Raw genomic sequence first — 25,256 nt, 5'->3', positions numbered from 1 at the left:
ACAATGTTGCGTGACTTGGTTGGCAGGTACCTGTTCAGAAAAGACATTGGGGCCGTAAATTTCAAATGTTTAAGGAATGCGACGCGAGACTATCACGATTTGGAAAACAAATTGTATTGAAGAATACAGCGAATGGCGCTGACGCCGTCTTTCCAGCCGATTTTCTTGCCGTCTTCGTACGAGCGGTTTTGATAAGAAATGGGGCGTTCGACAAAACGGGGTTTAGGGGACAAGTGTGCAAGCTTGGCGGTCATTTCCGGCTCAATTCCAAATCGGTTTTCACGGGTTTCGATCTGATCGAGGTAAGCTTTGGGGATCAGCTTATAGCAGGTCTCCATATCCGTGAGTTTTAAGCGTGTCATCAGATTGGAAAAGCCTGTCAAAAAACGATTGGCGAGGCCGTGGGCCAAATAGTGGGCCTCAGTGGCGGAGCGTTCCAAAAAGCGCGAGCCGTAGACGATATCGGCTTGTCCATCCAAAATCGGTTTTAACAATTGGGCGTAGTCGTTGGGATCGTATTCCATGTCGGCGTCTTGGACAATAATCAGTTCTCCCGTGGCGGACGCGAATCCGGTGCGCAATGCGGCCCCTTTGCCTTGGTTGACGGGGTGATGGAACACTTGAATACGGGAATCGGCCTCGGCGAGAGCTTGGGCAATGGCGAGCGAGCCGTCCGACGAACAGTCATCCACAATGACAATTTCCATCTCCAGCCCAGCCGTATCGGCGGGGGAGACTTGAGCAACAACCTCAGCCAAGGTGGCTTCTTCGTTGTAACACGGGATGATCACACTCAGTTTATTCATGAAAATTTAGTCCTTAAATCCCCTCGCGCGTGATGGCCCATTTGATCAGCGCGCCGTTTCCCGATAAAGGCCCGGTTAAAACGATTTGCTCGCTGCGCCGTTGGGCGCCCAAGGTGCCTGCGTAAACACTGCTTTCCAATTTGACGTCTTGCGCCGATGTGCGCAACCGCCAGACGTTGTCGTCCGCCAAACGCAACATAACACCTTGTCCGTCGCCTAAAAGTGATGCCTTGACGTCCGGGTGCAAATGAAAGCGCAAGGTGAAATAGTCGCCCCCTGTGCCAATCAAGCGATCTTCGCCGCGCACGTCCGTGCCATGGGCGGCGATGAATATGGCACGTTGGTGGGTGAGCCCGAATGTGTCCAAATAGCCATCATGCGCTGTTTCGACGAACGCGCCTTGGTCGATGTCTTGGCGGTCGCACATGATGGACTTGGGTCCGCGTTTCAGCGTTCCGTCCAAATGAAAGGTGGACGACGAACTGTCGTTGACGGCCAGGCACGAATGCGCCGCCGTGGCGGCCAGCGCGGTGCGCCAAGGATCGTTCAGGCCTTTGCGCGCACCGCAGTTCACGATCAGACGCAGCTTGGCGATGGACAGTTCAAAGCCTGACGTGCCGGCGTGTTGCAGGTAACCGACCGGATTGGGCTTTTGACAATCCATCATCAAACACACGTCGCCGGCTTGCAGTTTTTGATACCCCATATGGGGGGCTGTGACCGGGGCTTTGGCTTGGGAATCAGTGTGCGCCAGAAGCTGGTCGAGCCACACGGGATCGCCTTCCAGCCCGCCGTTAAATACGGCCAGGCCACCATCGGGGTAGCGCAACAAGCGCAACATCGGCGCCGCGCGGTCAATGCCATTTTGCACAAATCGCGGGACATCCCCCGTTGCCGCGTGCAACAGGGCTTTCAGTTCCAAAAGGTCGCGCAAAACGTCGCTTAAGCGTTCCGGGCTGCGTTCAATGTGTCCGCCGTCCGGCAAGACTTGGGCGTTGATTTCGTCTTCCAACAGGCGCAGGGCGCGGGACATCCGGCCGTCGCCGCCCAACAGGGCAAACGCCGCAAACACTTGGCCTTTGATGGCTAAAAGGCGGCGGTAGCCCGCTTGCTTGGGCGGTGTCGAGCGCATCAAATGGCGGGCATCCCTCCCAGCGATTTGGCGTAGGTGTGTGTGCAGCGCGTCGTGCGGATCGCCCGCCAAAACCGACCAATGCTGACACCATTGGATCAGGCGTGTCGCCACAACATCGGCGCGCCAGGCGATGGGCGACCAGTCGGTGTGGGTGTCAATCCAGGCGGACATGTGTTCGCGAACAAAACTGTTGGCTTCGTTCCCGCCCAAGGCGCGGATATCTTTCAACCAGCTATGGCCGTGGAACCAGGCTTGCCAGTGCGAGCTGGCGTTTTGGTGCATGTGCCCGTCAGCGGACAGGGTGTGCACTTCGTCCTCGAAGCGAAACGCACCGGAGAGGAGCGCGCGGCCTGCTTGGGGGTCGCCCGGCCAAAGTTCGGGCACGCTAAACTTGACGCCTTTGGGTGTCGACCCCCGCAAGGTGAAACGGTAGAGCGCCGTGCTTTGAAATCCGCCGCGGCGCAATCGCGCCAAAAAGCCACTGGAAGCCAGCGGTGATAAGGCCGTTTGAGGGGGTTGGGCACGTGAGCTCATGCACCGATGCGTAACAGCTTCCCCAGAAGAGAGCAAGTTGCAAGGCGCGGGTTATTGTTAATCTTCAGAAACAATCAAATTTAAACTGAAACCTCAGGTGGTTAGGTCCGTCTTAAGCGTGCGGCAAAAAAGCCGTCCATGCCGCCTTGATCGCTGAGATAATGGGGCAAGGTGCGCAGATATCCCGCTTCGGTGACGCTTTGGGTGAGCGTTCCGGCTTCAGCCGGGGTGATGGGGGCCAGTTCGACAGGGGCGTCGGTGGCAATAAAGGCCTCGATTTGGTCTTCGCCCTCTGAGCGTTGCAGAGAGCACGTGCAGTAAACGATCAATCCGCCCGGGCGCACCATCTCAACGGCTGCTTCGAGCAGCCTGCGTTGCAGGTTGGCAAGTTTATCGACGTCCTCGCTTTGTTTCAGATGCAAAACATCTGGGTGGCGTCGGGCTGTACCCGTGGCCGAGCAGGGTGCGTCCAGCAACAGGGCGTCGGCCAGAACTTTGGGCCGCCACTGAGCAGCATCCGCAGTGATAAGTTCTGCGGTGAGGTCCGTACGGTTGAGGTTCTCCTGAACCCTCATAAGCCGCTTTGCAGATCGATCCACTGCCGTAACGTTTGCCCCAAAAGACGCCAATTCCATTGTCTTTCCACCGGGTGCCGCACACAAATCGATCACATCCATGCCCGCAACGTTGCCCAAAAGGCGGGCCGGTATACTGGCCGCCATGTCTTGCACCCACCACGCGCCGTCGTCAAACCCTTCCAGTTTCGTAATGGTTCCCTTGTGCTTCATCAAACGCACAGAACCGGTGGGCATGACGGTGCCCTCTAAGTGCTCGGCCCACATGGCAGGGTCTGTTTTGACGGTTAAGTCCAGGGGGGCTTCGATTTGGTGTTGGGCAGCGATGGCACGGGCAACCTCTTCCCCATAGGTCCCAACCCAATCGGCCCACAGCCAATGGGGGGTGTTGAGCGCAGCCGTGTCGAGGTCGGGAATCATGTCACGACCTTCGCGCTGGGTGCGGCGCAAGATGGCGTTGACCAGCTTGCGATAAGGCGACAGCTGCCCGCCTTTGCACAGATCAACGGCTGTATCGATGGCGGCATGGTCCGGAATGTCCAAAAACAACAGCTGCGCCATACCCAGCCGAATCACGTTGAGCGCAGATTGTCCCTTTTTCCCCAGGGGTTTGTCGAGATATTCAGAAATAAGGAAATCGATCTGACCTAAATGACGCAATACGGTGCGGGTGATTTGCTGCGCCAGAGCCCGGTCGCGGTCGCTGAGTTTGGAAAGGGCCGTGCATTGAAGCACGGCTTCGTCCAGCAACAGGCGCTGGTGTAAGACGCGGTCCAAAAGGTCGAGGGTGGCGGCGCGGGGCATGGAGCGGTCAGTCCTTGTGTTGGGCCTTCAATCAAGCTCATTGCGTGTACGGGCGGATCAGAGCAGCGGGTGTTCTCACCCTATACCATGCTCGCTCCTTGGGTTACACTGAAAGCTGATGTTTGGGCGTTAACGGCGCCGATTTTTTTCGAGAGGACTTTACGCACATGGCTGGCAACGACACCATAACGCCCACGAATCAAGCCCAGTTCTGGGATCCGAAAAGCCTGCCGACGAGCAATAATCCGCCGGAACACTATGCCCAGCAAAATGTTAAATATTCCGAAGACGTAACGATTACAGAACATACTGAAAATCCGAAAGAAATTGGTGGCCGTGACGGTGCCGAACCTACCCGTTTTGGGGACTGGGAAAAGAACGGTCGCTGTGTTGATTTCTAAATGAGAGCGCGTCTTTCACAAGCCATATTACCCATGCCAACTCCAGTTGAAGCCCCCAGCAAATCATACCGTTACGAATCCGTAATTAAAAATATAAGAAACAGGGCGAACGTTATGCGACTTCATGTGAAACCTTAGCCCCGGTATCGAAATGATTGAACCAAGGGACCTTATGGACCTGGTTTGCCCTGAAAAGCGCAGCAAAAATGGGCAAAGTACAACATTTTCCTTGTCAAAGCGGTTCGAAAAAATCAGACAAATAGCCCAGAACAACTTCCTTTGCAGTTAAACATCCCTATAGAATGGGCGAAAAGGCTTCTCCAGAGAGGTTCGCAACCGCCAAACCGGCTGTTAAAATAAGAAACCCATCCAAATTGCCAAGCTTACCAAAAGGAAGGCAAGGGGTTTCGCTAAGTTATGACCTCTGTTGCGAAGACTTACCGGGTTCTAGGGGCTCTGATCCTAATTGTCTTCATGTCAGTAGTGATCAAAGTGAAAAGAAGTAGGAAGAAGCATTTGTAACAGCTTGAAAATTAGAACTAATTGGAGGCTAAGAGGCGAATTGTGCCTGTACGGACGTCTGTTGAAAGAAAAAGGTAAATACGAATATCTTATTTGAGTACTCCATAACCCCTAAATTTATTTGGGGAGCTGGTTTTGACTATTTAGTCAGTGTGGGGTTTTGGGTGTAACCCGCACCGCTAAGGGTGACAAAATAAGATTAATAGAAATTCACGGACAGATTATTGCCTATCTTAAGATAGGTTTTGAACTCTAGGGCATTCCAGCCTGTGTGATCTCGTGATTTATGGTTAATTGTTTATGGAGGAGTAGAGACTGAACATGCGAGTTTGGTCTAAAGACGGCCAAAGGGTATGAAGGTTCTATTTTGACGGCGTGTTTAGCGCGAAAGCACAAAAAAAGCGGCGAAGCCTAAGCTTCGCCGCTTTGATCTTATTTGAAACCGGGTTTAGCGGTTTTGGCGGTTGTCGATCAAATCGTCAACAACACTAGGATCCGCAAGAGTTGAGGTGTCGCCCAAGCTGCCGTAGTCGTTTTCAGCAATTTTGCGCAAAATACGGCGCATGATCTTACCGGAACGGGTTTTGGGCAGGCCCGGAGACCATTGCAGCCAATCCGGTGTTGCAATTGGTCCAATTTCAGAACGGACCCATTTGACCAGATCTTTCTTCAACTCGTCAGACGGTTCCTCACCGGCGTTCAAGGTGACATAGGCGTAGATGCCTTGGCCTTTGATGTCGTGCGGTGCACCGACAACAGCAGCTTCCGCAACTTTTTCATGTGCAACCAAAGCACTTTCCACTTCGGCCGTCCCCATGCGGTGTCCGGAAACGTTAATCACGTCATCGACACGACCCGTAATCCAGTAGTAACCGTCTTCATCGCGGCGACACCCGTCACCGGTGAAGTATTTACCAGGGTATGTGGAGAAGTAAGTTTGTTCGAAGCGTTCGTGATCGCCATAAACCGTGCGCATCATGCCCGGCCAAGCGTCGGTCATGCAGAGGTTACCTTCCGTGGCACCTTCTAGCGGATTGCCATCGTTATCAACGATTTGGGGCTGAACACCGAAGAACGGACGGGTTGCAGAACCCGGCTTCAACGCGGTTGCACCCGGCAGCGGCGTAATCAAGATGCCGCCCGTTTCGGTTTGCCACCAAGTATCAACAATGGGGCAACGGCCCTCACCAACAACTTCGTGGTACCATTTCCAAGCTTCCGGGTTGATGGGCTCACCCACAGAACCCAGCAAACGCAAGGATTTACGAGACGTTTTCTTAACTGGCTCATCACCGTCACGCATCAAAGCGCGAATGGCGGTTGGCGCGGTGTAGAAGATGTTGACGTTGTGTTTGTCAACAACTTGCCAAAACCGCGAAGCGTCGGGATAGCTCGGCACACCTTCAAACATCAGGGTCGTCGCGCCATTGGCGAGCGGACCATAGACGATGTAGCTGTGGCCAGTGACCCAACCTACGTCAGCCGTACACCAGTAAACTTCGCCATCGTGATAATCAAACACGTATTGGTGCGTCATAGAGGCATAAACAAGGTAGCCGCCGGTGGTGTGTTGAACACCTTTGGGCGCGCCCGTAGAGCCAGACGTGTAAAGAATAAACAGCGGATCTTCGGCGTTCATTTCTTCCGGCTCGCACGTGGTGGCTTGACCCGCAACCGCGTCGTCGTACCAGATGTCACGACCTTCAACCCACTCAACGTCGCCGCCGGTGCGCTTAACCACGATCATGGATTTAACAGACGGGCAATCTTTTAAAGCAACATCAGCATTGGTTTTCAAGGGGATAGCTTTTTTGCCGCGCAGGCTGTAATCCGCCGTGATGACACAGTTGGAAGATGAACCTTGGATCCGGCCTGCTAATGCGTCTGGTGAGAAACCACCAAAGACGATGGAGTGGATCGCACCGATGCGCGTACAGGCCAACATGGCATAAGCGGCTTCGGGGATCATCGGCATATAAAGGGTAACAACGTCACCTTTTTTAACGCCTTGAGCTTTCATGGCGTTGGCGAGTTTACAGACTTCGTCGTGTAGCTCTTGATAGGTGATGTTTTTGGATTCTTCGGGATCGTCGCCTTCCCAGATGATCGCCGTTTGATCGGCGCGGGTCGCGAGGTGACGGTCAATACAGTTCGCCGACACGTTCAGCGTGCCGTCTTCGAACCATTTGATGGATACACCGGGAATGTTGAAGTCGGTGCTTTTCACCTTGGTGTAAGGCTTGATCCAGTCCAAGCGTTTGCCTTGCTCGCCCCAGAACCCTTCGGGATCCTCGACGGACTGTTTATACATTTCAAGGTACTTGTCGTTATCCGCCCAAGCGTTCTTGGCTACGTCGTCCGGCACAGGAAAAACGTGGGATTCAGTCATTTTTTATAGTCCCTCCCTGGGAATGAGGTGTTGTTTTGGGTATTACCACTTCGACTTTGGCCTTAAGACCATTGTTGTTATTGAGACGAAGCAGGTCCGCTCGCGCTCACCACAAATATTGTGCAGTGCAGCGTGGATCGCGATTATTGAGGAATTCTAAGCCTTACGCAAGGCAGAAAACCACAAAATTGTGTATGTCAGTCGATCCACACAGAATCTTCGGATATCTGACATGGAACAGATTCCAACGACTGACCTTGGCAGGGGCCAGACACGCCCAACCCGTCTTCGATCTGAAACAGAGCGCCGTGGGTGGAGCACATAATAAAGTTGCGTTCTGCATTTAAGAACTGTCCAGGCGTGAAGTCCAAAGGGGCGCCGATATGTGGACAAATATTCTTATACGCATAAACGAGACCGTCTTTGCGGATCAGCATCAGCTGCGCAGGCTCACCGTTGACAGTGGCTTCAATCGCGATGGAGCCGTCTTCTTCTATGTCGTCATAGGCGCAAAGGCGTTGGTTCATGTTTCTAGCCCCCCGGCCATGGTGAGGATTTCGTCCCACTCGTCATCTGCAACCGGCATGACCGATAGCCGCGATTGGCGCAACAGGGTCATGTTTTCCAGCTGTGGATTGGCCTTGATATCAGCTAAGCTCACCGGTATTTTGACGCGTTCGCGGGCTTTAAAATCGACGCAGACGAACTTTCCCTTTGCATCGGTGGGGTCGATGTAGGCTTCCTTCATCACTTCTAAAATACCCACCACGGACTTTTCATTGACCGAATGATAAAAGAACGCCAGATGACCGATGGCCATGTCTTTCATATAGTTAGCGGCTTGGTGGTTGCGCACGCCGTCCCATTGTGCCGTTCCGGCTTTCACGTGGTCGGCCCACGACCAACACCCGGGTTCAGATTTCACCAACCATTTACGCATGAGAACGCGACCTTAAGATTTCGGGATGACTTTTTTATAAGGGCGGATGACGACGGACTCAAAAATACCAGCTTGGCTAAAGGGGTCTGTGTTGGTGAAGGCTTCAGCGGACGCGCGGTCGTTAAATTCTACGATCAGCAAGGAGCCCACGGAATGTGAGCCGTCTTCAGCCAACAAAGGGCCGGCTTCAATAATTTGGTCTGCATAGGCGTCCAGGTGCGCAAAATGGGCTTCGCGGTGCTGGGCACGGGTGTCCGCTTGGTTGGGTTTGTCGGTGCAAACGATGGCGAACCGCATCAACCAAAGACCTTTTTCCAGGGGCGGATGTCTACGGTGGCAAACAAGCCGTGACGATTGTATGGATCGTCTTTAGCGAAGGCTTCAGCATCTGCGCGGGTGTCCATGTCGATAACAATGACGCCGCCGTTCATGGTTTCTTCGTCGTCGGCAAACGTTGGTCCGGCAAAGATCAACTTATCGCCTAGAGCTTTGAGGTACTCTAAGTGATCCGCGCGATTGTCCAGGCGAACATCTAAATGGTCTTCTTTATCGGTGCAATAAAGGGCGTAAAGCATAGCCGTCTCCGTCGTCGTTTGTACTTAAATGTAAATGATTATTCAGTATTCAAGGGGCGGCTGAGGAGGCCGGAAATGATCGCATCTAAATCGACCCCGTGGTTGAGCACACCATCGACCGCTTGGCATATGGGCATATCGACATTTTGGCGCCGCGCCAACTCGGCAGCGGCTTGGGCGGTGAACACACCTTCGGTCACGGCATTGCGTTCGGCCAAAATGTCTTCCAATGTTCGGCCCTGGCCCAGTTGCACGCCCAATGAAAAGTTCCGCGATTGCATAGCGTTACATGTCAGTGTGAGATCCCCCAAACCAGACAAGCCCATCAGTGTGTGTTCGTCCGCACCCAGTAATAGGCCCAGACGTGCAATTTCAGCCAACCCACGTGTAATCAAGGCTGCACGCGCGTTGTCGCCGAGTTTCCGGCCTTCAACAATGCCGCACGCAATGGCCATGACGTTTTTAAGCGCACCGCCCAGTTGCGCCCCCACGATATCATAAGAATAATAAGGGCGAAAGCAGCGGCTCGACAGCGCTTCGCAGAGGTTTAGGCCCATGGGTTCGTCGACGCAGGCCATGGTGACGGCGGTCGGCATGTCTTTTGCGACTTCGATGGCGAACGTCGGACCGGACAAAATAGCGACGGATGCTACATCGCCTAAGGTCTCTTCAACCACGTCACTCATCAGTTTGAAGGTGCCTTGTTCGATGCCCTTGGCGCAAATCACGGCGGGCACACCCTTGGGCCAGTCGGGCTTTGCGTTTTGGCAAACTTGACGCAGGAATTGGGCCGGGGCGACCAGCAGCACAGCGTCAGCTTGAACAGCTTCGCTGAGTTCCGTGGTGGCGCGGATGGCGGGATCTAACTGTACACCAGGCAAATAGGCCGTGTTTTGATGGGTTTCGTTGATGGCTTGCGCCACTTCGGCTTCGTGGGCTTGAATAATAACGTCGCGTCCTGCGCGCGCAGCCGCGATGGCCAAAGCCGTTCCCCAAGCACCCGCTCCGATGACACCGATTTTTTGCACGTTCAAGTCTCCCGTATGTCCTGCATTGTTTTAAGCACACTCCGTTGGCTGGAAACAAGTGCCGCTTAGGCTTTAACACCTGCACCTGTGGCTTTCGGTGCGTCGGGGTCCAAGGGCCAGCGGGGTCGGGGTGCAAAATCAAGCCCGTCTTGATCGCCCTGCAACAGGCGTTCAGCCCCGGCCCAAGCGATCATCGCGCCGTTGTCCGTGCAGTGTTTCATGGGCGGGGCAGCGAGTTCGAGACCATTTTGTTGGGCGACATCTTCTAAACGCGTGCGCAAAGCTTTGTTGGCCGCGACACCCCCGGCGACCACCAAGTGCCGGCCCTCAGGGCATTGGGATTTAAATTCGGCAATGGCGCGTTTGGTGCGGTCAGCCATCACGTCGGCGACGGCGGCTTGAAAACTGGCGGCCATATCGGCCACGTCTTTATCCAAAAGTTCGCCCGGCGGCAAAGCATCAACTTTACGCCGCACAGCGGCTTTGAGCCCGGAAAACGAAAAATGACAGCCGGGCTTGCCGCGCATGGGGCGGGGCAGGTCGAAACGGGTGGCGTCGCCTTTGGCAGCTGCAGCCTCCATGGGCGGTCCGCCGGGGTAGCCCAGGCCCAAAAGTTTGGCCGATTTGTCGAACGCTTCGCCCACGGCATCGTCAATGGTGGTGCCCAGACGGGTGTAATCGCCCACGCCACGCACGATCAACAGCTGACTGTGCCCACCGGACACCAACAAAAGAAGGTAGGGAAACGCAACATCATTGGTGAGCCGCGCCGTTAGGGCATGGCCTTCTAGGTGGTTCACGGCGACAAACGGAATGGAATGGGCCGAAGCAATGGCTTTGGCCGTCATGACGCCGACAATGACGCCGCCGATCAGCCCAGGTCCGCCCGTGGCGGCGACGGCGTCGAGCTCCGAAAAGCTCAAACCAGCCTCCTCAACCGCTTGTTTGACCACATGATCGGCAAATTCCATGTGCGCGCGGGCGGCGACTTCGGGCACAATGCCGCCGAACGGGCGGTGGGCTTCGATCTGGGACAACACCACGTCGGACAAGATCGTGCCTTGACCGTTTTCATCAATTTTGATGACGGCGGCAGCGGTTTCATCACAACTGGTTTCGATCCCCAGAACGATCATGTATAAAGCCTTTGGCGTTTATGAATTTAGGGCGCTGGCGGGACTTTATGCCAGGCAGCCCTCAAAAAACCACTACATTTTAAGCTAGGACCGAATATGACCGCGACCCCCACTTCAAACGACACGCCTTTTCGCATCGGCACCCGGGGCAGCCCTTTGGCGCTGGCCCAGGCCTATGAGACCCGCGACAAGCTGATCGCCGCGTTTCCTGAACTGGGTCAAGAGGGCGCGATTGAAATCGTGAAGGTCAAAACCACCGGCGACAAAATCCAAGACCGCGCCTTGATGGAAGCGGGCGGCAAGGGCTTGTTCACCAAAGAAATCGACGACGCCATGCTGGACGGTGAAATCGATATTGCGGTGCATTCCATGAAAGACGTGCCGACCTATTTGCCCGACGGTATACACCTGCCGTGTATGTTGGAGCGCGAAGATGTGCGCGATGCGTTTATTTCGCTCAAAGCCAAAAGCTTTGAAGATTTGCCCCAAGGTGCGGTGGTGGGCAGTGCTTCTTTGCGCCGCCAATCGCAAATCCAGGCGCGCCGTCCGGATTTGAAGGTCGTGACCTTTCGCGGCACCGTTCAGACGCGCTTGAAAAAACTGGAAGCCGAAGACGTGGACGCCACCATGTTGGCGTGTGCGGGGCTCAACCGCATGGAGATGCAGGCCCACATCACCCAGGCCATGAACCCAGAAGACTTTGTGCCCGCCGTCGGCCAAGGGGCCATTGGCATCACGTGTATGGAAAACGACGTCCGCGCCAATGACGTGTTGGCCGCGCTCAATCACCAAGAAACGTTCATTCGCGTCACAGCCGAGCGCGCTTTTTTGGCGGTGTTGGACGGGTCGTGCCGCACGCCGATTGCCGCCCATGCGCAACTGAGTGCGGACGGTCAAATGACGTTTTTGGGCTTTGTCGGCAAACCCGACGGTTCTGAAGTCCACCGGGTTGAGCGCGCGGGCCAAGGGGATTTGGCCTCCGCCGAAGCCCTGGGCCGGGACGCGGGCGCAGAGCTGAAAGCCAAAATCGGTCCGGACTTTTTGGTCACGCAGGCGTTGGAAAACGCCCCGACCACAGCCCCGACGCAGTCATAAGGGACGTCCATGCGCGTATTGGTTACCCGTCCCGCCGCCGACAATCCTGGCTTGCTGGCTCAGTTGAAGCGATTGGGTCATGACGGCCTGTCCGCACCGCTGTTGGACATCGAACTGTATCCGGGTGATGAGCTGGACCTGAACGGGGTTCAAGCTTTGCTGTTCACGTCGGCCAATGGTGCGCGCGCATTTGCGGGGCGTTCGGCGGAGCGGTTCTTGCCCGCTCTCTGTGTTGGTAATGCCACCGCGCGCGAAGCCTTTGCGTTGGGGTTTGACACGGTCAAAAGTGCCTCTGGCGATGTGGAGGCCTTGGCGGCTTTGACGGAGGCCGAATGCTCGCCCGACGGCGGTGCCCTGCTGCATCCCGCTGGCACCAAAGTCGCGGGCGATTTGGCTGGGTGTTTGGAACAGAAGGGTTATACGTACCGTCGCGAAGTGCTGTATCAGGCCATTAAAGCAAACGAATTGCCGCAAGTGGCGCAAGACGCCCTAAAAGCGGGGTCTTTGGACGGGGTCTTGTTGTATTCCCCACGCACAGGTGCCGCTTTTGCGCGTTTGGTCAAAGCTGCGGGCTTGGCCCAACATCTGGCATCCGTGAGCGCGTATTGTTTGAGTTTAGCCGTCGCGGATGAAATTCAGGAGCTCGACTGGCAAAATATCCACATTGCCGATGAGCCCGATCAAACTTCGCTTTTGGCGTTACTCGAAACATAATGTACTAATATAAAATCGTGGTTAGAAAATGTGGGGGACACAGCGTCCATGACCGACAATACCGATAAGACCGTGGTTGATATCGAAGCCGACGCGCCCGAAGTCAGCGAAAGCCCAGCACCCGCTGAGGATGTGACCGCCGAGGCTGAAGAAAAGCCCAAAGGGGCTGGCTTTGTGTGGCTGTTGGCGCTGGTGTTGGTGGTAGCCTACGGGGGCTATGCCGCGTGGCCGTACCTGGGGGACGACGTTCATAAAACGGCAGAACCTTATATCCAAAAAGCCAAATCATTCATGGGCTTAGAACGCCGCCCGACGCAGCCGACCCTGCCGCGTGAAACGGCAGACACAAGGGTGGAACAGCCGAAGGCAGCGCCGCAACCTGTCCCACAATCGGTCCCCCAACCGGCCCCCACTTATGCGCCGCAAGAACCGCCTGTTCCGGCCCCGGCACCCGTCGAGCCCGTGGTGAGTGCACCCGCGCCTCAAACGCCAGCCGAAACCGAAGCCCTCGCCCAGCGTTTGCAGGAATTGGAGTCCCAAGTTCAAAACCAACCATCCGCCCCTGTGGGTGAAGACATCCAACCGATGATGCAAGGCCTTACGGATCGTCTGAACATGTTGGAACAGCAACTCAGCACGCAGGCCCAATCGGGTGATGACGGCGCAAAGCTGTCCAATGAAGCGACGGCCCACATTTCCGCTCTGATCGCGGATCTGCGCGCCGACATGGCGACCTTAAAAACGCGGGTCTCCACGGTGGAAACACAGCCCCGCGCGATTGATCCGACGGCGTCGTCACAAGCCTTAATCTTGTCCGTGACACAATTGGACAGTGCGATTGACCGCGCCGCGCCGTTTGCCCAACAGTTGATGGCTTTGGAGCGCATTGCCGGCGCAGACCCGGTGGTTGCGACGGCGAGTGCACGGCTCAAACCTTTCGCTGACCGGGGCGTTCCGACCCAAGCTGAGTTGGTGGATGGCTTTAAGCCCGTGGCCGTGGCGGTGATGAAGGCGCACAACGCTGAAGAACGAGACGGCTGGTTGGATGAAGTGACGGGCACGCTGTCAAATTTGGTTGTGGTGCGCCAAACCGATCCGGCGCGCATTGACGATCCGGTGGAACGCGCCTTGGCGATTGCCGAGCTGGCGCTGAGCAAACGCGATATGCCAACAGCGGTGGCGGCGTTGAACGAACTCCATGGCGCAGAAGCCCAAGCCGCCCAAGGCTGGCTGCAGATGGCCAACGCCCGGGCTGAAGCCCTGGATGCGCTGGCTGTACTGCACAGCCATGCCCTTGCCGCTCTGGCCGCAACTGGGGCGAGGTGAGCGCCATGAGGAGCCCGCATATGCTGCGCATCATTTTGTTTATCATTGCCGTAGGCGCTTTGGCTTGGGGTGTGATTTGGGTTGCCGACAATCCCGGCGAAGTCTCGCTCAATTGGGGTGGGTGGCGCGTGGACACGTCAGCAGGCGTCTTGGGCGGCGCGGTTTTGGGATTTGCCGTGATCACGGCCTTGGTTTATCGCTTTTGGCTGTTTATCACCCGCGCGCCTGGACAAATCAGTGCTGCCATGCGCGAACGGCGCTCGCGCAAGGGCTATAAAGCGCTCACCAAAGGGATGGTGGCCGTGGCGGCAGGTGACGCTGAAGAGGCTCGCAAAGAGGTTATTCGGGCTGACGGTTTGCTGCGCGAACCGCCGCTCACACTGTTGCTCAAAGCCCAATCGGCCCAATTGAACGGGGATGAACAAGCGGCGGAAACGTTCTTTACGTTGATGTTGGAAGACCCGGAAATGGAGTTTTTGGGTCTGCGCGGTTTGCTCAACCAAGCTATGAAGCGCGGTGACGATGAAACGGCTCTTAAATTGACCCGCCGGGCGCGCGAGCTCAAACCCAAAAGCCAATGGGTGGCCGAAACCTTGTTCGAGCTTGAAGCGCGCGCGGGCAGTTGGGTTGAAGCCGGGGAAGCGCTCAAACAGCTGGGCAAATTGAGCGCGCCGACCCAAGGCGAAACCAAACACGCCCAAGCCATCGTCGCCTACGGCCAAAGCCTGGAAGCCGAAAAGCTGGGGGATCAGGGCAAGGCACTGAAGATGGTGGAAAAGGCCGTGTCCTTGGACACGTCATTTACGGCGGCGGCCAAACGCTTAGCGATTGTCTACATCGATAAAGGCAGCCGCAACAAAGCCCAAGGTGTGCTTGAAAAAGCCTGGAGCTTGGCCCCCCACCCGGATTTGGTGCGCTTGTATTTCTCTGCCAAGCGGGCCGAGGATGCGTTTGAAAAAGTCAAAGCGCTGGAGGCGCTGACCGCCCACAAACCCGGCCATCCCGAAGGCTACATCGCTTTGGCCGAAGCGGCTTTGGAAGCGGGGCTTTGGGGGCAGGTGCGCACGCATTTGGGCGCCGCCATGGAAGTGGGGCGTGAAACCCGCAAAGTCTTCCGTTTGATGGCGGAGCTGGAAGAAAAAGACCGGGGTAATGCCGACCAAGTGCGCCATTGGTTGGCCCGCGCGGCAACGGCTGAGGATGACCCGGCCTGGGTCTGCAGAGATTGCGGCCATGTGGAGGCAGACTGGACGGCGCATTGTCCGAAATGTCATGGCTTCGACACCTTAGATTGGACCACGCCTCAGGGTCTTCATATGCTGGCGGCGCCAGTGGAACAAACGCTGCTGTTGACGACAGAGAGCTAATTTTCTAGCAAACATCGTTGACGGCAGCGATTTCGGGGATTAAAAGAGCCCGTCTTAAAGACACCTCTTAGGCCGATGTAGCTCAGTTGGTAGAGCAACGCATTCGTAATGCGTAGGTCAGCAGTTCAAGTCTGCTCATCGGCACCATTTTTTTGCACCATCGTGTGCTCATCAGGCTCCCTCGACAGGGGGCCTGATGCATTTTTGCTCCTCTTTTCCGAAGCTTGCGCCATAAACAGTTTCCCCACGTGGTGATCTGTGAGAGAATTTAAAGAAGGAGCAATTGTTTACAATTGCACTTGGGGAAGTCCGTGGGGACGAAAGATCAGCACTTATGATTCAACACTTGCTGAAAAAACTTGACCCGACCGCGCATTTTTCCGGCGCGATCGCACACCGCCTGACGGCGGCGCTGCTGATTCTTGGCATTTCGGCGACCTTGATCACCACCACGGTACAGACGTTTCTTCAATATCACAATGAAATGGCGCTGCTGGAAGAACGGTTCGAAAACATCCGCGTCACCCACGGGCCGAGCTTGGCGGCCAGTATTTGGAGCTTTTCGCAAAAACAAATCGAAATTGAGCTCGAAGGCCTGCTCAACACCCCAGGCATTGATTTTGCCGCCATTGAAACCCCGGAAGGGGACCGCTGGGCGGTGGGCAAAGAAAGCCCCGAAGACGTCGTTATCGAATACATCCCCTTGATCTATTCCACCAAAGGTCGGGACATCCAGTTAGGTTTGTTGACGGTTTCGGCGGGTAAACAGGTCATTTACGACCGGGTGATATGGGCCGCCTTGGAATCGCTGTTGGCCTTCGGTCTGTGGACGTTCTTGTTGGCTGTGGCTTTGTTTTTGATTTTCCGCGAACTGGTGACGCGCCACTTGGTCACCTTGGCCGATCATACACGGTCTATTTCGTTCGACACCCATGTCGCACCTGTGGTTTTGGACCGCGAGCATTCCAGCGAAGAGATGGTGGACGAGCTGGACGAAGTGGCCAATGCGCTCAACACCATGCAGACAAAGCTGGCCGATTCCGTTGAACAATTGCAAAAGAACGAGCGTCTGTTCCGCGCCGTGTTTGATCAAAGTTTTCAGTTTATCGGTCTGATGTTGCCCGACGGCACATTGATCGAAGCCAACCAAACGGCCTTGGATTTTGCCGACGTCGGGGCCGACGATGTGTTGGGCAAACCCTTTTGGGAAGGGCCCTGGTGGGCACATTCTCGCGAAACACAAGAAAAGCTGAAACAAGCCGCCGCGCGGGCCCGGCGTGGTGAATTTGTGCGCTTTGAAACGCTTCATCCCAATCCAAGCGGCTCATTGTCGCATATCGATTTTTCCATGAAGCCCATGCTGGACGACAACGGTGAGGTTGAGCTTCTCATCCCCGAAGGCCGGGACATCACGGAACGCAAAATTGCGGAGAAACAATTGCAAGCCGCCTTGGTGGAGGCCGAGCGTGCCAACCAAGCGAAATCTGAATTCTTGGCCACGATGAGCCACGAATTCCGCACGCCGCTTAACGCTATTTTGGGCTTTAGTGAGATGTTGCGCGGTCAGTATTTTGGACCGCTCGGTGCCAACAAATACACCGATTATGCAGACGATATTCATTCCAGTGGGCAGCACATGTTAGCGCTGGTGAACGATATGTTGGATATCGCCGCCATCGAAGCGGGCAAGCGGCCCATGACCAACGAAGACATCAACGTTGGCGAAATCGTGCAGGAATGCCTGCGCAATGTGGAGACTGCGGCACGAGACAATCAAATTAAAATCCACAGTGACATCGCTAAACCGTGCCCGACTTTGTATGCTGACCGGCGTTCGATCACGCAGATTATTTTGAACATTATGTCCAACTCGGTGAAATTCACGGGTCCGGGTGGTGAGATCAGCGTGCGTGTGATGGACCAAAGTAAACTGGTGGTTATACAGATCTCCGACACCGGGGTGGGGATTCCGGCGGACAAGGTCGACACGGTGACCGATCCGTTTGCGCAAACCCATACAGACCCGCACATCGCTCAACAGGGCACGGGGTTGGGTCTGTCCATCGTCAAATCCTTGGTCGAAGCGCACCACGGGACTTTGGATATCACCAGCGAACTGGGTGTCGGGACAACGGTAACCGTTGCCATTCCGGTGAAAACCGTGGTGATTGAATAATTTTTTGGAATTTTACTCAGCAGCCATGTTGATGGGCTGAGTCTGGGTGGTTGTGTCGCAACCGGCGCGCACCTCGTCATTCCAGTGCAAAATCTCCAAGTGGCCATCGTCGTGTTCAACCAACGCCGAGCAGCTTTCGACCCAATCGCCGGTGTTGCAATACAAGACGCCGGCAATCTCGCGCATTTCGGCGTGGTGGATGTGACCGCAAACGATGCCGTCGTGGCCCCGGTGTTTTACCAATGTGGCGACGGCTTCTTCATATTGGGCAATGAAGTTGACGGCATTTTTGACTTTGTATTTGAGATACGCCGACAGGGACCAATAGGGAAATCCAAGCCGTCTGCGCACGCGGTTGAGGAATTGATTGAGAACCAACGTAAATAAATAAGCACTGTCCCCAATTTTAGCGAGCCACTTGGCATAGTGAATGACGGAATCAAATTCATCGCCGTGTGTGACCAGAAGCTTGCGCCCATCGACCGTTTCGTAGATGGGGTTTTCGACCACCTCGACGCCCCCGAAGCTGTGGGAAATGAATTCACGGGCAAATTCATCGTGGTTGCCGGGGATGAAATAGACATGCGTTCCCTTGCGGACCTTGCGCAAAATTTTCTGCACAACGTCGTTATGGGCTTGAGGCCAATACCAAGACCGCTTCAGCCGCCACCCATCGATTATGTCACCCACCAGATACAGCTTTTCACAGTCGTGCACGCGCAAAAAATCCAGCAACATTTCGGCCTGACAGCCGAGACTGCCCAGATGAATATCAGAAAGAAATATGGTGCGGTAACGACGTGAGTCGGTCGGAAGTACAGAAACGTGGTTATGTGCGGTGTCATCCATGACCGAATGCCCTTGCCCGAAAGCCATCAGCGAATCGCTTGGCAAACCATAACATTGGCAATGTGACTGTTCGGTGGCAGACGGGCAAAAGATTGATGACAAAGATGACGGTTTAAAAACGCTGCACGATTAAGGACGCGTTTGCCCCACCAAACCCGAACGAGTTGGTCATGGCGGCGTCGACCTTGCGCTCTTGGGCCTCATGGGCAACCAAGTCCATGGTCGTGTCTTCGGGATTATCGAGGTTCAACGTGGGCGGCACGACGTTGTCGCGGATGGCCAGCAGGGCGAAGATCGTTTCCAACGCGCCGCCTGCACCCCACAGGTGACCAATGGCTGATTTTGTCGAAGACATGGGCACACTAGACACGGCGTCACCCAAGACATTCTGCACGGCGGCGAGTTCAATGGAATCGGCGGCGCTGGATGTGCCGTGGGCGTTAATGTAGCCTAGGTCATTTGGGTTTAGATGGGCTTTTTTCAACGCGGCGCGCATGCACCGCTCTGCGCCCACGGATGTTGGCGTGGTGGACGGGTCGGCATCGCCGGTGATGCCATAGCCAACAATTTCCCCATAAATCTGAGCACCGCGCGCTTTGGCGTGCTCCAGCTCTTCTAGGACAACAACGCCTGCACCCTCGCCCAAAACAAAGCCATCGCGTGCGCGGTCCCAAGGGCGCGACGCGGCCTGAGGGTCGTCATTAAAATGCGTGCTCAATGCTTTGGTGCGGGAAAACCCAGCCAAGCCTTGGCGACAGCAAATGGCTTCGGCAGCGCCGGCAATCATGACATCGGCGTCGCCCCACTGGATCAGGCGCGCCGCATCACCAATCGCGTTTGTGCCCGTGGCGTCTGCTGTGGCGATGGCATGATTAGGGCCTTGAAAGCCGTATTGGATGGAGACTTGCCCGGAAATGAGATTGATCAAGCTTGCGGGGATGAAAAAGGGGCTGAGTTTGCGCACACCTTCATCGACGATGTGGGTGCCGCGCGAAATTTCGTTTAAGCCGCCGATGCCGGAGCCGAGCAAGACACCCGTGCGCAGACACGCTTCACCGTCGGGGGACCAGCCGCTGTCTTCGATGGCCTGCTTGGCGGCCGCCATGCCGAACATGATGAACTTGCCCGTGCGCCGCTGGTCTTTGGCGGACATATAATCGTCTGCGATGAAAGCATGCTCATCGTGCTCGGTCGGGACTTGTGCGCCAATTTTGCACGGAATGTCGTCGACATCGAACCCTTCGATGCGGCGCACAGCCGAACGGCCATTGAGCAGGCGTTTCCAGGAGGGCTCGACGCCGTCGGCCAGCGGGGACACCATACCAAGACCGGTGATGACAACACGGCGGGTGAACGCTTCGCGGCCGCTGTGCGGGTTGGCGGCGCTCATATAATCGACGGAACCGATCGGCGGGTTGCTTAACCTGTTCACGGGAAACCCCCAGCGTTGTGATCTGTGCAAAATGCGCGAATCTCTAACGATCAAGCATGTCGGCACGCCAAGTCACGACCATGACAGTCGTGTTATGATTTGATGACGCGGGTTTGAGCTATGATTTAGGGGCCAGCCGTTCGGCAATGATTTCGACGATGTGGCGGGGGCGATCATCGCCCAAGGCTTTGATTTGTTGGCGGCAGGAAAACCCATTGGCGATGACGATGGCGTCCGGGTCTTGAGCAAGGGTCGGCATCAGCGCTTGGTTTGCCATCTGTTGAGACATTTCCGCATGCTCCGCTTCCAGCCCAAAAGTCCCCGCCATACCGCAACAGCTGGCGTCGATCATGTCGAAGTCCAGTTCGGGCACGGTTTTTAAAACCCGGCGCACGGACTTCATCGCGCCAACGGCCTTTTGGTGGCAATGGCCGTGGATCAAGGCGTTGGCGGGCATGTCCGCAAGATCCAAATCCAAACGTTTGGCTTTGATTTCTTTGGCGAGAAATTCTTCAAATAACAAAACGGATTTGCCCAAGACCTTCACGTCATCGTCAAGCCCCAAGGCTTGGGCATCGTCGCGCAGGCCCAACACGCAAGACGCTTCTAACCCCACAACGATGCGCCCGGCGTCGATGTGGGGTTTGAGCGCCTTGAACAAGCGCCTAGCCTCGGTGCGGGCTTGATCGATCAAGCCCTGGGCCAAAAACGTTCGCCCGCAACACAAGGCACGTGTAGGTTCAAGATCAATGTCCAAAGGTTCCAACACTTCAAAGCCGTAACCGCCATGGCGCAAAATGTCGATAGCGGCTTGGGCGATGTGTGGTTCAAAATGGCGGGTGAAGGTATCGGCCAGCAAAACGACGTGGGGTTTGTCGTCTAAGCCCATTTGGGGTTTCGGCGATGAAAAGGCTTTGGCGGCAGGCTCGGGCAGGGGGCGGTCGGCCAAACCGAAAACCGCCAAGGCGATACGCGACAGCCAAGCCTGTTGGTTTTTCAGCCGCACCCAGGGTTTCAGCCATGCATGACGCTCCAGCCAGTGCGGCGCGTAGGCAAACAGGCGTGCGCGCAGGCTTAAGCCATCTCGCGCGACTTTGTGAGCGAGGTATTCGGCTTTGATCAACGGCATGTCGATGTTGTTTTCGCATTCGCGCTTGCAGCCTTTGCACGAAACACAAAGCTCCATGGCCTCAATCAGGTCGGGGTCGGCCAAGGCGGTGTCGACGTTTTCGGCGTTGAGGGCCGATTTGAGAAGTTTCACCCGCCCGCCCGTGGACAGAAGCGGATTTTCACTGACCTTATAGCTGGGGCACATGACCTGTTTGCCCAGCTGTTCGCATTGGCGGCTGTTGATGCACGCGGCAACGGCTTTGGCAAAATCGCCGCCGTGTTTGGGGATATCGGCATAGGCATCGCCCATACCGGCGTCTTCATACGCCGACCAGTCGAGAAAGGTTTTCATCGTCGTCCGCTCTACAATTTTGGCTACAGATGAAGAGAGACAAGCAAAAGACGCACCAGTTCAAAAGGCGCTCAAAACGGCGACTTTGGGTTGGTTTTGAGGGAGAAAGGCTGTTGCAAAGACGACAAGACGGCTAGTTTGCGTTTTCCACAGCGTTGGAAATGGAGTTGAACATGTTGCCCATACTATCCGCAAACAAGTTCAGCGCGCCGACGATGGCGACGCAGATCAGCACAGCAATCAAGGAATATTCGATGGCGGTGGCCCCTTGTTCAGAAGACAAAAATGCCCGCACCTTCGAGACATAAAATTTAAACATCGAAAATCCCTCTGCGGCCCCTAAGATATATCCAGCAAGTGGACAGAGTGTACTGGATTCATCCCACGGTGAACACCCTTTGGTCACAGGCAATCGTATTGGCTCAATGGATTGATTTGTCATGGATAACAGCCCTGTTCCAGCCTCCCAGCGTGTGGACAGTGCGCTCAGCGCTTCGCCGGGAGAGGGCGTATTGTTGGGTGTCGGCTCGACACTGATTTGGGGCATGTTCCCCTTGGTATTCAAACAAGTCGCGCATATCCCAGCGTTGGAGGTGCTGGCGCACCGCTCGGCGTGGTCGTTGGTCTTCGTGATTGTCCTGATGGTTTTGGTCGGGCGGGGGCGGGAGCTATCTTCAAAATCATTTTATCAGCCGAAAACGCTCAGAATCATGGCGCTCTCAGGGGCCGCCGTGGCCTGCAACTGGGGCATTTTCATTTGGGCCGTCGCCAACGACGTGGTTCTGCAATCCAGCCTGGGTTATTACATCTCGCCGCTGATGAGCGTCGTGCTGGGGGTGGTGATCTTGCGCGAACGCTTGCGTACGACGGCTTGGGCGGCGGTCGGCCTTGCTGGATTTGGGGTTGGGTTTTTGGTCATGAGTCTTGGCCTTTTTCCCTGGGTGTCGTTTGGCTTGGCTGTGAGCTGGGCCATCTATGGATTGGTGCGGAAAACCGCGCCGGTGGGCTCGCTGCCCGGTTTGTATCTTGAAACCTTGCTGTTGCTGCCTTGGGCGATGGCCTACATCGTGTGGCTGTCTGCCTTTTCCGGGACCGCTGTGTTTTTCAACAGTTTGACAGACGCCGCGCTGTTGATTGTGACGGGGTTTGTGACCGCTCTGCCGTTGCTGTTGTTCGCCCGGGCCGCCCGAATCTTGCGGCTGTCGTCCCTTGGGCTGCTGATGTACATCGTGCCCACGGGACAATTTGTCTTGGCGGTGTTTGTGTTCGATGAACCGTTCACACTGGAACACCTCATCGCTTTCGCCTGCATTTGGCTTGCGCTGGGCATTTACGGCTGGGGGTCGTCGCGTGAAGTCCGCCCGTAGATGTTCGGGGGTGCGATCCATACCGTTTGCGAAGCAATTTTGGAGCGGCCCAAATACACCCATCCTGGCATTGAATAACAAAGCGTCACGACCTCGCTTTGAGCGGCTCAACACCGGACGCCGGCGATGCCGGTCTTATGGTTAATGTGACCTTAAGCCAATTGTTTGCGTCGGTGCGCACCCGAAATGCGTTGAACACGTTCTCAATCGGTAATAATAGCGCCCCTGGATGTCGCCTGCGGTGTTGGGCGCAAGAACGTTAGCCGCGAGACAACAGCAGGCGGGCAACCTTCACCGCGTGATCAAGGCGTACTTTGCGTAACAGCATCTGACGATCTCTTTGAAAATAAAATAAAAATCTAAACCATTACGAAATCGAAACGCTGGGTTGTGCGACAATTTGACGCGCAGTGCTAAGGCCTGTGAGGACAGACCTCTCTCAGTCGAAGACCGACGCCGGATCAGTCTGCGGGCATATGCACAGCCCTGTCGGAGCCCGGATGCGATCTGGATTGGAGCCGACGGGTTATGGTTAATGAAATATAAACGCCCGCCTCATGGCCGCGGCCTTGTGGATGCTGCACACCGACCTCTGCCAAGACAAAAATCCTGCGCCAGAGGGGTCTTAACCCGGCGCTGTTGTGGAAAATCTGCGTTGGACGGGATTGCCCCGAAAGTTTGAGGACGAGCAGCCAACTTCTTTTGCAGTTAACGGGTAGGGAAAGGTGCAAAGGAGGGGGCCGTGACAGGATAAATGGCTCAAGTTTCATGTTTTTAATGAGAGCTCTAGCCCCGAACTGGGCCTCCACGCAGTTTTCCTAAAAATGAATTAAGTGAATATAATTGCTTGATTTGTTTATAGTTAGAGTATTTTCTTAAACCAATACATTAACTTAACCGTCTAACTTGCAACGCTTTATTAACCAAACCGCGTAAATTTCGACAAAATAACTGCATTTGCAGTTGATTGGTTGCGGTAGTGTCTTAAACTGGTGGGGTGTGATGCGCTTACAAAGGAATCTGCGCATCGGTATGTACGTTACATGACGGATGGTGAGCAAGAGCGAATGGAAAACGGCACAGCACGTGAGAACAGGCCGCCGGCCCGCACCAATAAACATTCCTATACGGTGCCGTGCTCCAGCCGGTTTCGTGATGAGGTTTTGGCTTTGGCAGAACGCAAAGGGTGCAACGTGGCGGACTTGGCGCGCTCTGTGGTCCTGATGGTGTCCCAAGAGGCCATTGCGCGGGCACCAGACCCGGGTGATCCGGCACGTGACGACCGCGAAACGGTTATTCTTCAATCTGGGCGCTCTGCGGGTAAACCGTGGCGGCGTAAGCCGCGTCTTCAGGTTCGCATGAGCCCGGGGTTCGACATCGAAACTGTGCGCAAGGCCCTAAGCCTGGCCATGGCCATTGACCGGGGTCACATGAACATTGGTGTCGAAAGCCAGGCAACGCTGGATGACCAACGCATGGAACACGAGGCGCAGCAAAAGCTTTTGCGCGAAACCCATGATGAATTGGAACGCTTGCGAGCCGTTGTGCAGTCGCTCTACTTCGAGCCCCTGGAAGACGGTGTCCTGTCGCGTGAACAGGCGCTCTATGTTTTGGGTTTTCAGCCGGGCACCTATCCCAATGCTGCAGAGGTGCGCAGTCGTTTTCGGCGTTTGGCGACGATTTACCACCCAGATAGCCAAGACGGTTCCCACCAACGCATGAGCCAACTCAACGCCGCCATGGAGCGCCTGCGCGGGCCTGTGGGGTAACTCTGAAATCAGGCACAAAAAAACCGCCCAGATCGCTGGGCGGTTTTTGTGATGTTTATGGTCTCAGTTTATTCGCGATTACCCAGCAATTGTAGCAACATCATGAACAGGTTGATGAAGTCTAAATACAAGCGCAGGGCACCGTTGATGGCTTTTTTCTTAGCCACTTCCGGGCTGTCGGCTTCGCTGTAGATGGCTTTGATTTGTTGCGTATCCCATGCGGTCAGGCCGGTGAAGACCAATACACCAACGCCGGATATCACAAATTGCAGAGCCGTGGATTCCAAGAAGATGTTGACGATCGAAGCAATGATAATGCCGATCAATCCCATGAACAGGAATGAGCCAAAGCCGGACAGGTCACGCTTGGTGGTGTAGCCGTACAAGCTCATACCCGCAAACATACCTGCCGTGATGAAGAAGACGCGTGCGACCGAAGCGCCGGTAAAGACCAAGAAGATCCAGGCCATGGACAGGCCCATGACGGCAGCGAAGGCCCAAAACAGGGCCTGAGCAGTGGCAGCGCTCATTTTGTGGATGCCGAAAGACATAAACAGGATAAAGCCGAGAGGAGCCAGCATGACCACCCATTGCAGCGGCGTACCATAAATCGCTTGGATCATGGTTTCAGAGCTGGCGGTGAACATGGCGACGATGCCAGTCAAAGCCAGGCCGGACGCCATGTAGTTGTAGACCTTCAGCATGTAGCTGCGCAGGCCTTGGTCGATTTCCATGGTTCCTGCGCGGGTGTCTGTCCGCAGGATGGTTTGGTTTTGCGGTTCGAAAGCCATCTGGCGTTCACTCCATCAGTTAAATTACGTTAAATGTAATATGTCAGGATTTTGAGGCAATTC

General features: G+C 55.4%; 23 protein-coding genes and 1 tRNA gene. 9 read left to right on the top strand and 15 right to left on the bottom strand.

Annotation, left to right across the window (positions count from 1 at the left end; translation table 11 throughout):
- Window positions 1-92 precede the first annotated feature (92 nt).
- The 3 genes from V5T82_RS00420 to rsmB all read right to left on the bottom strand — a co-directional run bounded on the left by V5T82_RS00420 (window position 93) and on the right by rsmB (window position 3,854).
- The gene (locus V5T82_RS00420; RefSeq protein WP_332893598.1) at window positions 93-806 is read right to left on the bottom strand and encodes a glycosyltransferase family 2 protein; all 714 of its coding nucleotides are present in this window, start codon (window positions 804-806) and stop codon (window positions 93-95) included.
- 13 nt (window positions 807-819) lie between these two features.
- Complete coding sequence (locus tag V5T82_RS00415; RefSeq protein ID WP_332893597.1) at window positions 820-2,475, bottom strand: heparinase II/III family protein; 1,656 nt, start codon at window positions 2,473-2,475, stop codon at window positions 820-822.
- 101 nt (window positions 2,476-2,576) lie between these two features.
- Window positions 2,577-3,854, bottom strand: coding sequence for a 16S rRNA (cytosine(967)-C(5))-methyltransferase RsmB (gene rsmB, locus V5T82_RS00410; RefSeq protein WP_332893596.1), 1,278 nt, complete (start codon window positions 3,852-3,854; stop codon window positions 2,577-2,579).
- A 167-nt stretch (window positions 3,855-4,021) separates the two neighbouring features.
- On the opposite strand from rsmB, the gene V5T82_RS00405 reads away from it, so the two are divergent.
- A complete protein-coding gene (locus V5T82_RS00405; RefSeq protein WP_332893595.1) occupies window positions 4,022-4,255 on the top strand; it encodes a DUF1674 domain-containing protein in 234 nt (77 codons plus the stop codon).
- Window positions 4,256-5,225: 970 nt separating this feature from the next.
- Here V5T82_RS00405 and acs read toward each other — a convergent pair.
- The 7 genes from acs to tsaD all read right to left on the bottom strand — a co-directional run bounded on the left by acs (window position 5,226) and on the right by tsaD (window position 10,845).
- Window positions 5,226-7,166 (bottom strand): acetate--CoA ligase, encoded by a 1,941-nt coding sequence (gene acs / locus V5T82_RS00400; RefSeq protein WP_332893594.1) that lies wholly within the window; start codon window positions 7,164-7,166, stop codon window positions 5,226-5,228.
- Window positions 7,167-7,363: 197 nt separating this feature from the next.
- A complete protein-coding gene (locus V5T82_RS00395) occupies window positions 7,364-7,693 on the bottom strand; it encodes a Rieske (2Fe-2S) protein (protein ID WP_332893593.1) in 330 nt (109 codons plus the stop codon).
- Window positions 7,690-8,106 carry an EVE domain-containing protein gene (locus V5T82_RS00390; RefSeq protein ID WP_332893592.1) on the bottom strand — a complete coding sequence of 139 codons (417 nt, stop codon included), beginning with the start codon at window positions 8,104-8,106 and terminating at the stop codon, window positions 7,690-7,692. The genes V5T82_RS00395 and V5T82_RS00390 overlap by 4 nt, the downstream gene beginning before the upstream one ends.
- Before the next feature lie 12 nt (window positions 8,107-8,118).
- On the bottom strand, window positions 8,119-8,403 hold the full coding sequence (locus V5T82_RS00385; protein WP_332893591.1) for a YciI family protein: 285 nt from the start codon (window positions 8,401-8,403) through the stop codon (window positions 8,119-8,121).
- On the bottom strand, window positions 8,403-8,681 hold the full coding sequence (locus V5T82_RS00380; RefSeq protein ID WP_332893590.1) for a YciI family protein: 279 nt from the start codon (window positions 8,679-8,681) through the stop codon (window positions 8,403-8,405). Before V5T82_RS00380 ends, V5T82_RS00385 begins: the two co-directional genes overlap by 1 nt.
- Before the next feature lie 38 nt (window positions 8,682-8,719).
- Window positions 8,720-9,709, bottom strand: coding sequence for an NAD(P)H-dependent glycerol-3-phosphate dehydrogenase (locus tag V5T82_RS00375; protein WP_442917027.1), 990 nt, complete (start codon window positions 9,707-9,709; stop codon window positions 8,720-8,722).
- Window positions 9,710-9,774: 65 nt separating this feature from the next.
- On the bottom strand, window positions 9,775-10,845 hold the full coding sequence (gene tsaD / locus V5T82_RS00370; protein ID WP_332893588.1) for a tRNA (adenosine(37)-N6)-threonylcarbamoyltransferase complex transferase subunit TsaD: 1,071 nt from the start codon (window positions 10,843-10,845) through the stop codon (window positions 9,775-9,777).
- Window positions 10,846-10,941: 96 nt separating this feature from the next.
- Between tsaD and hemC the strand changes: the two genes are divergently transcribed.
- The 6 genes from hemC to V5T82_RS00340 all read left to right on the top strand — a co-directional run bounded on the left by hemC (window position 10,942) and on the right by V5T82_RS00340 (window position 17,523).
- Window positions 10,942-11,940: a hydroxymethylbilane synthase gene (hemC, locus tag V5T82_RS00365; protein WP_332893587.1), complete on the top strand. Its 999-nt coding sequence runs from the start codon at window positions 10,942-10,944 to the stop codon at window positions 11,938-11,940.
- A gap of 9 nt (window positions 11,941-11,949) precedes the next feature.
- Entirely contained in the window at window positions 11,950-12,654 is a 705-nt protein-coding gene (locus tag V5T82_RS00360) for a uroporphyrinogen-III synthase (RefSeq protein WP_332893586.1), read from the top strand.
- Window positions 12,655-12,702: 48 nt separating this feature from the next.
- Complete coding sequence (locus V5T82_RS00355) at window positions 12,703-13,980, top strand: COG4223 family protein (RefSeq protein ID WP_332893585.1); 1,278 nt, start codon at window positions 12,703-12,705, stop codon at window positions 13,978-13,980.
- A 20-nt stretch (window positions 13,981-14,000) separates the two neighbouring features.
- Window positions 14,001-15,347 (top strand): heme biosynthesis protein HemY, encoded by a 1,347-nt coding sequence (locus V5T82_RS00350; protein ID WP_332893584.1) that lies wholly within the window; start codon window positions 14,001-14,003, stop codon window positions 15,345-15,347.
- Between the two features lie 71 nt (window positions 15,348-15,418).
- A tRNA-Thr gene (locus tag V5T82_RS00345) sits at window positions 15,419-15,494 on the top strand.
- Window positions 15,495-15,681: 187 nt separating this feature from the next.
- Window positions 15,682-17,523: an ATP-binding protein gene (locus V5T82_RS00340; RefSeq protein WP_332893583.1), complete on the top strand. Its 1,842-nt coding sequence runs from the start codon at window positions 15,682-15,684 to the stop codon at window positions 17,521-17,523.
- 12 nt (window positions 17,524-17,535) lie between these two features.
- Here the strand turns inward: V5T82_RS00340 and V5T82_RS00335 are convergent, their stop codons facing one another.
- The 4 genes from V5T82_RS00335 to V5T82_RS00320 form a co-directional block, all read right to left on the bottom strand.
- Entirely contained in the window at window positions 17,536-18,372 is an 837-nt protein-coding gene (locus V5T82_RS00335; protein WP_332893582.1) for a UDP-2,3-diacylglucosamine diphosphatase, read from the bottom strand.
- A gap of 112 nt (window positions 18,373-18,484) precedes the next feature.
- A complete protein-coding gene (fabF, locus tag V5T82_RS00330) occupies window positions 18,485-19,762 on the bottom strand; it encodes a beta-ketoacyl-ACP synthase II (protein WP_332893978.1) in 1,278 nt (425 codons plus the stop codon).
- A 160-nt stretch (window positions 19,763-19,922) separates the two neighbouring features.
- Window positions 19,923-21,266: a (Fe-S)-binding protein gene (locus V5T82_RS00325; protein WP_332893581.1), complete on the bottom strand. Its 1,344-nt coding sequence runs from the start codon at window positions 21,264-21,266 to the stop codon at window positions 19,923-19,925.
- Window positions 21,267-21,399: 133 nt separating this feature from the next.
- Window positions 21,400-21,585, bottom strand: a complete 186-nt coding sequence (locus V5T82_RS00320) for a Flp family type IVb pilin (protein ID WP_332893580.1) — start codon at window positions 21,583-21,585, stop codon at window positions 21,400-21,402.
- A 121-nt stretch (window positions 21,586-21,706) separates the two neighbouring features.
- On the opposite strand from V5T82_RS00320, the gene rarD reads away from it, so the two are divergent.
- Window positions 21,707-22,633 carry an EamA family transporter RarD gene (gene rarD / locus V5T82_RS00315; RefSeq protein WP_332893579.1) on the top strand — a complete coding sequence of 309 codons (927 nt, stop codon included), beginning with the start codon at window positions 21,707-21,709 and terminating at the stop codon, window positions 22,631-22,633.
- 1,067 nt (window positions 22,634-23,700) lie between these two features.
- On the top strand, window positions 23,701-24,402 hold the full coding sequence (locus V5T82_RS00310) for a J domain-containing protein (RefSeq protein ID WP_332893578.1): 702 nt from the start codon (window positions 23,701-23,703) through the stop codon (window positions 24,400-24,402).
- Between the two features lie 68 nt (window positions 24,403-24,470).
- On the opposite strand, the gene V5T82_RS00305 is transcribed toward V5T82_RS00310, so the two are convergent.
- Entirely contained in the window at window positions 24,471-25,193 is a 723-nt protein-coding gene (locus V5T82_RS00305; RefSeq protein WP_332893577.1) for a Bax inhibitor-1/YccA family protein, read from the bottom strand.
- Window positions 25,194-25,256 lie beyond the last annotated feature (63 nt).

The organism is Magnetovibrio sp. PR-2 (assembly GCF_036689815.1).
Classification (GTDB): Bacteria; Pseudomonadota; Alphaproteobacteria; order Rhodospirillales; family Magnetovibrionaceae; genus Magnetovibrio.
This window is presented reverse-complemented; position numbering and strand designations above follow the sequence as displayed.

Coding starts and splice junctions, on each gene's coding strand:
- V5T82_RS00420 (WP_332893598.1), bottom strand. CDS start 806: ATGAATAAACTGAGTGTGATCATCCCGTGTTACAACGAAGAAGCCACC.
- V5T82_RS00415 (WP_332893597.1), bottom strand. CDS start 2,475: ATGAGCTCACGTGCCCAACCCCCTCAAACGGCCTTATCACCGCTGGCT.
- rsmB (WP_332893596.1), bottom strand. CDS start 3,854: ATGCCCCGCGCCGCCACCCTCGACCTTTTGGACCGCGTCTTACACCAG.
- V5T82_RS00405 (WP_332893595.1), top strand. CDS start 4,022: ATGGCTGGCAACGACACCATAACGCCCACGAATCAAGCCCAGTTCTGG.
- acs (WP_332893594.1), bottom strand. CDS start 7,166: ATGACTGAATCCCACGTTTTTCCTGTGCCGGACGACGTAGCCAAGAAC.
- V5T82_RS00395 (WP_332893593.1), bottom strand. CDS start 7,693: ATGAACCAACGCCTTTGCGCCTATGACGACATAGAAGAAGACGGCTCC.
- V5T82_RS00390 (WP_332893592.1), bottom strand. CDS start 8,106: ATGCGTAAATGGTTGGTGAAATCTGAACCCGGGTGTTGGTCGTGGGCC.
- V5T82_RS00385 (WP_332893591.1), bottom strand. CDS start 8,403: ATGCGGTTCGCCATCGTTTGCACCGACAAACCCAACCAAGCGGACACC.
- V5T82_RS00380 (WP_332893590.1), bottom strand. CDS start 8,681: ATGCTTTACGCCCTTTATTGCACCGATAAAGAAGACCATTTAGATGTT.
- tsaD (WP_332893588.1), bottom strand. CDS start 10,845: ATGATCGTTCTGGGGATCGAAACCAGTTGTGATGAAACCGCTGCCGCC.
- hemC (WP_332893587.1), top strand. CDS start 10,942: ATGACCGCGACCCCCACTTCAAACGACACGCCTTTTCGCATCGGCACC.
- V5T82_RS00360 (WP_332893586.1), top strand. CDS start 11,950: ATGCGCGTATTGGTTACCCGTCCCGCCGCCGACAATCCTGGCTTGCTG.
- V5T82_RS00355 (WP_332893585.1), top strand. CDS start 12,703: ATGACCGACAATACCGATAAGACCGTGGTTGATATCGAAGCCGACGCG.
- V5T82_RS00350 (WP_332893584.1), top strand. CDS start 14,001: ATGCTGCGCATCATTTTGTTTATCATTGCCGTAGGCGCTTTGGCTTGG.
- V5T82_RS00340 (WP_332893583.1), top strand. CDS start 15,682: ATGATTCAACACTTGCTGAAAAAACTTGACCCGACCGCGCATTTTTCC.
- V5T82_RS00335 (WP_332893582.1), bottom strand. CDS start 18,372: ATGGATGACACCGCACATAACCACGTTTCTGTACTTCCGACCGACTCA.
- fabF (WP_332893978.1), bottom strand. CDS start 19,762: ATGAGCGCCGCCAACCCGCACAGCGGCCGCGAAGCGTTCACCCGCCGT.
- V5T82_RS00325 (WP_332893581.1), bottom strand. CDS start 21,266: ATGAAAACCTTTCTCGACTGGTCGGCGTATGAAGACGCCGGTATGGGC.
- V5T82_RS00320 (WP_332893580.1), bottom strand. CDS start 21,585: ATGTTTAAATTTTATGTCTCGAAGGTGCGGGCATTTTTGTCTTCTGAA.
- rarD (WP_332893579.1), top strand. CDS start 21,707: ATGGATAACAGCCCTGTTCCAGCCTCCCAGCGTGTGGACAGTGCGCTC.
- V5T82_RS00310 (WP_332893578.1), top strand. CDS start 23,701: ATGGAAAACGGCACAGCACGTGAGAACAGGCCGCCGGCCCGCACCAAT.
- V5T82_RS00305 (WP_332893577.1), bottom strand. CDS start 25,193: ATGGCTTTCGAACCGCAAAACCAAACCATCCTGCGGACAGACACCCGC.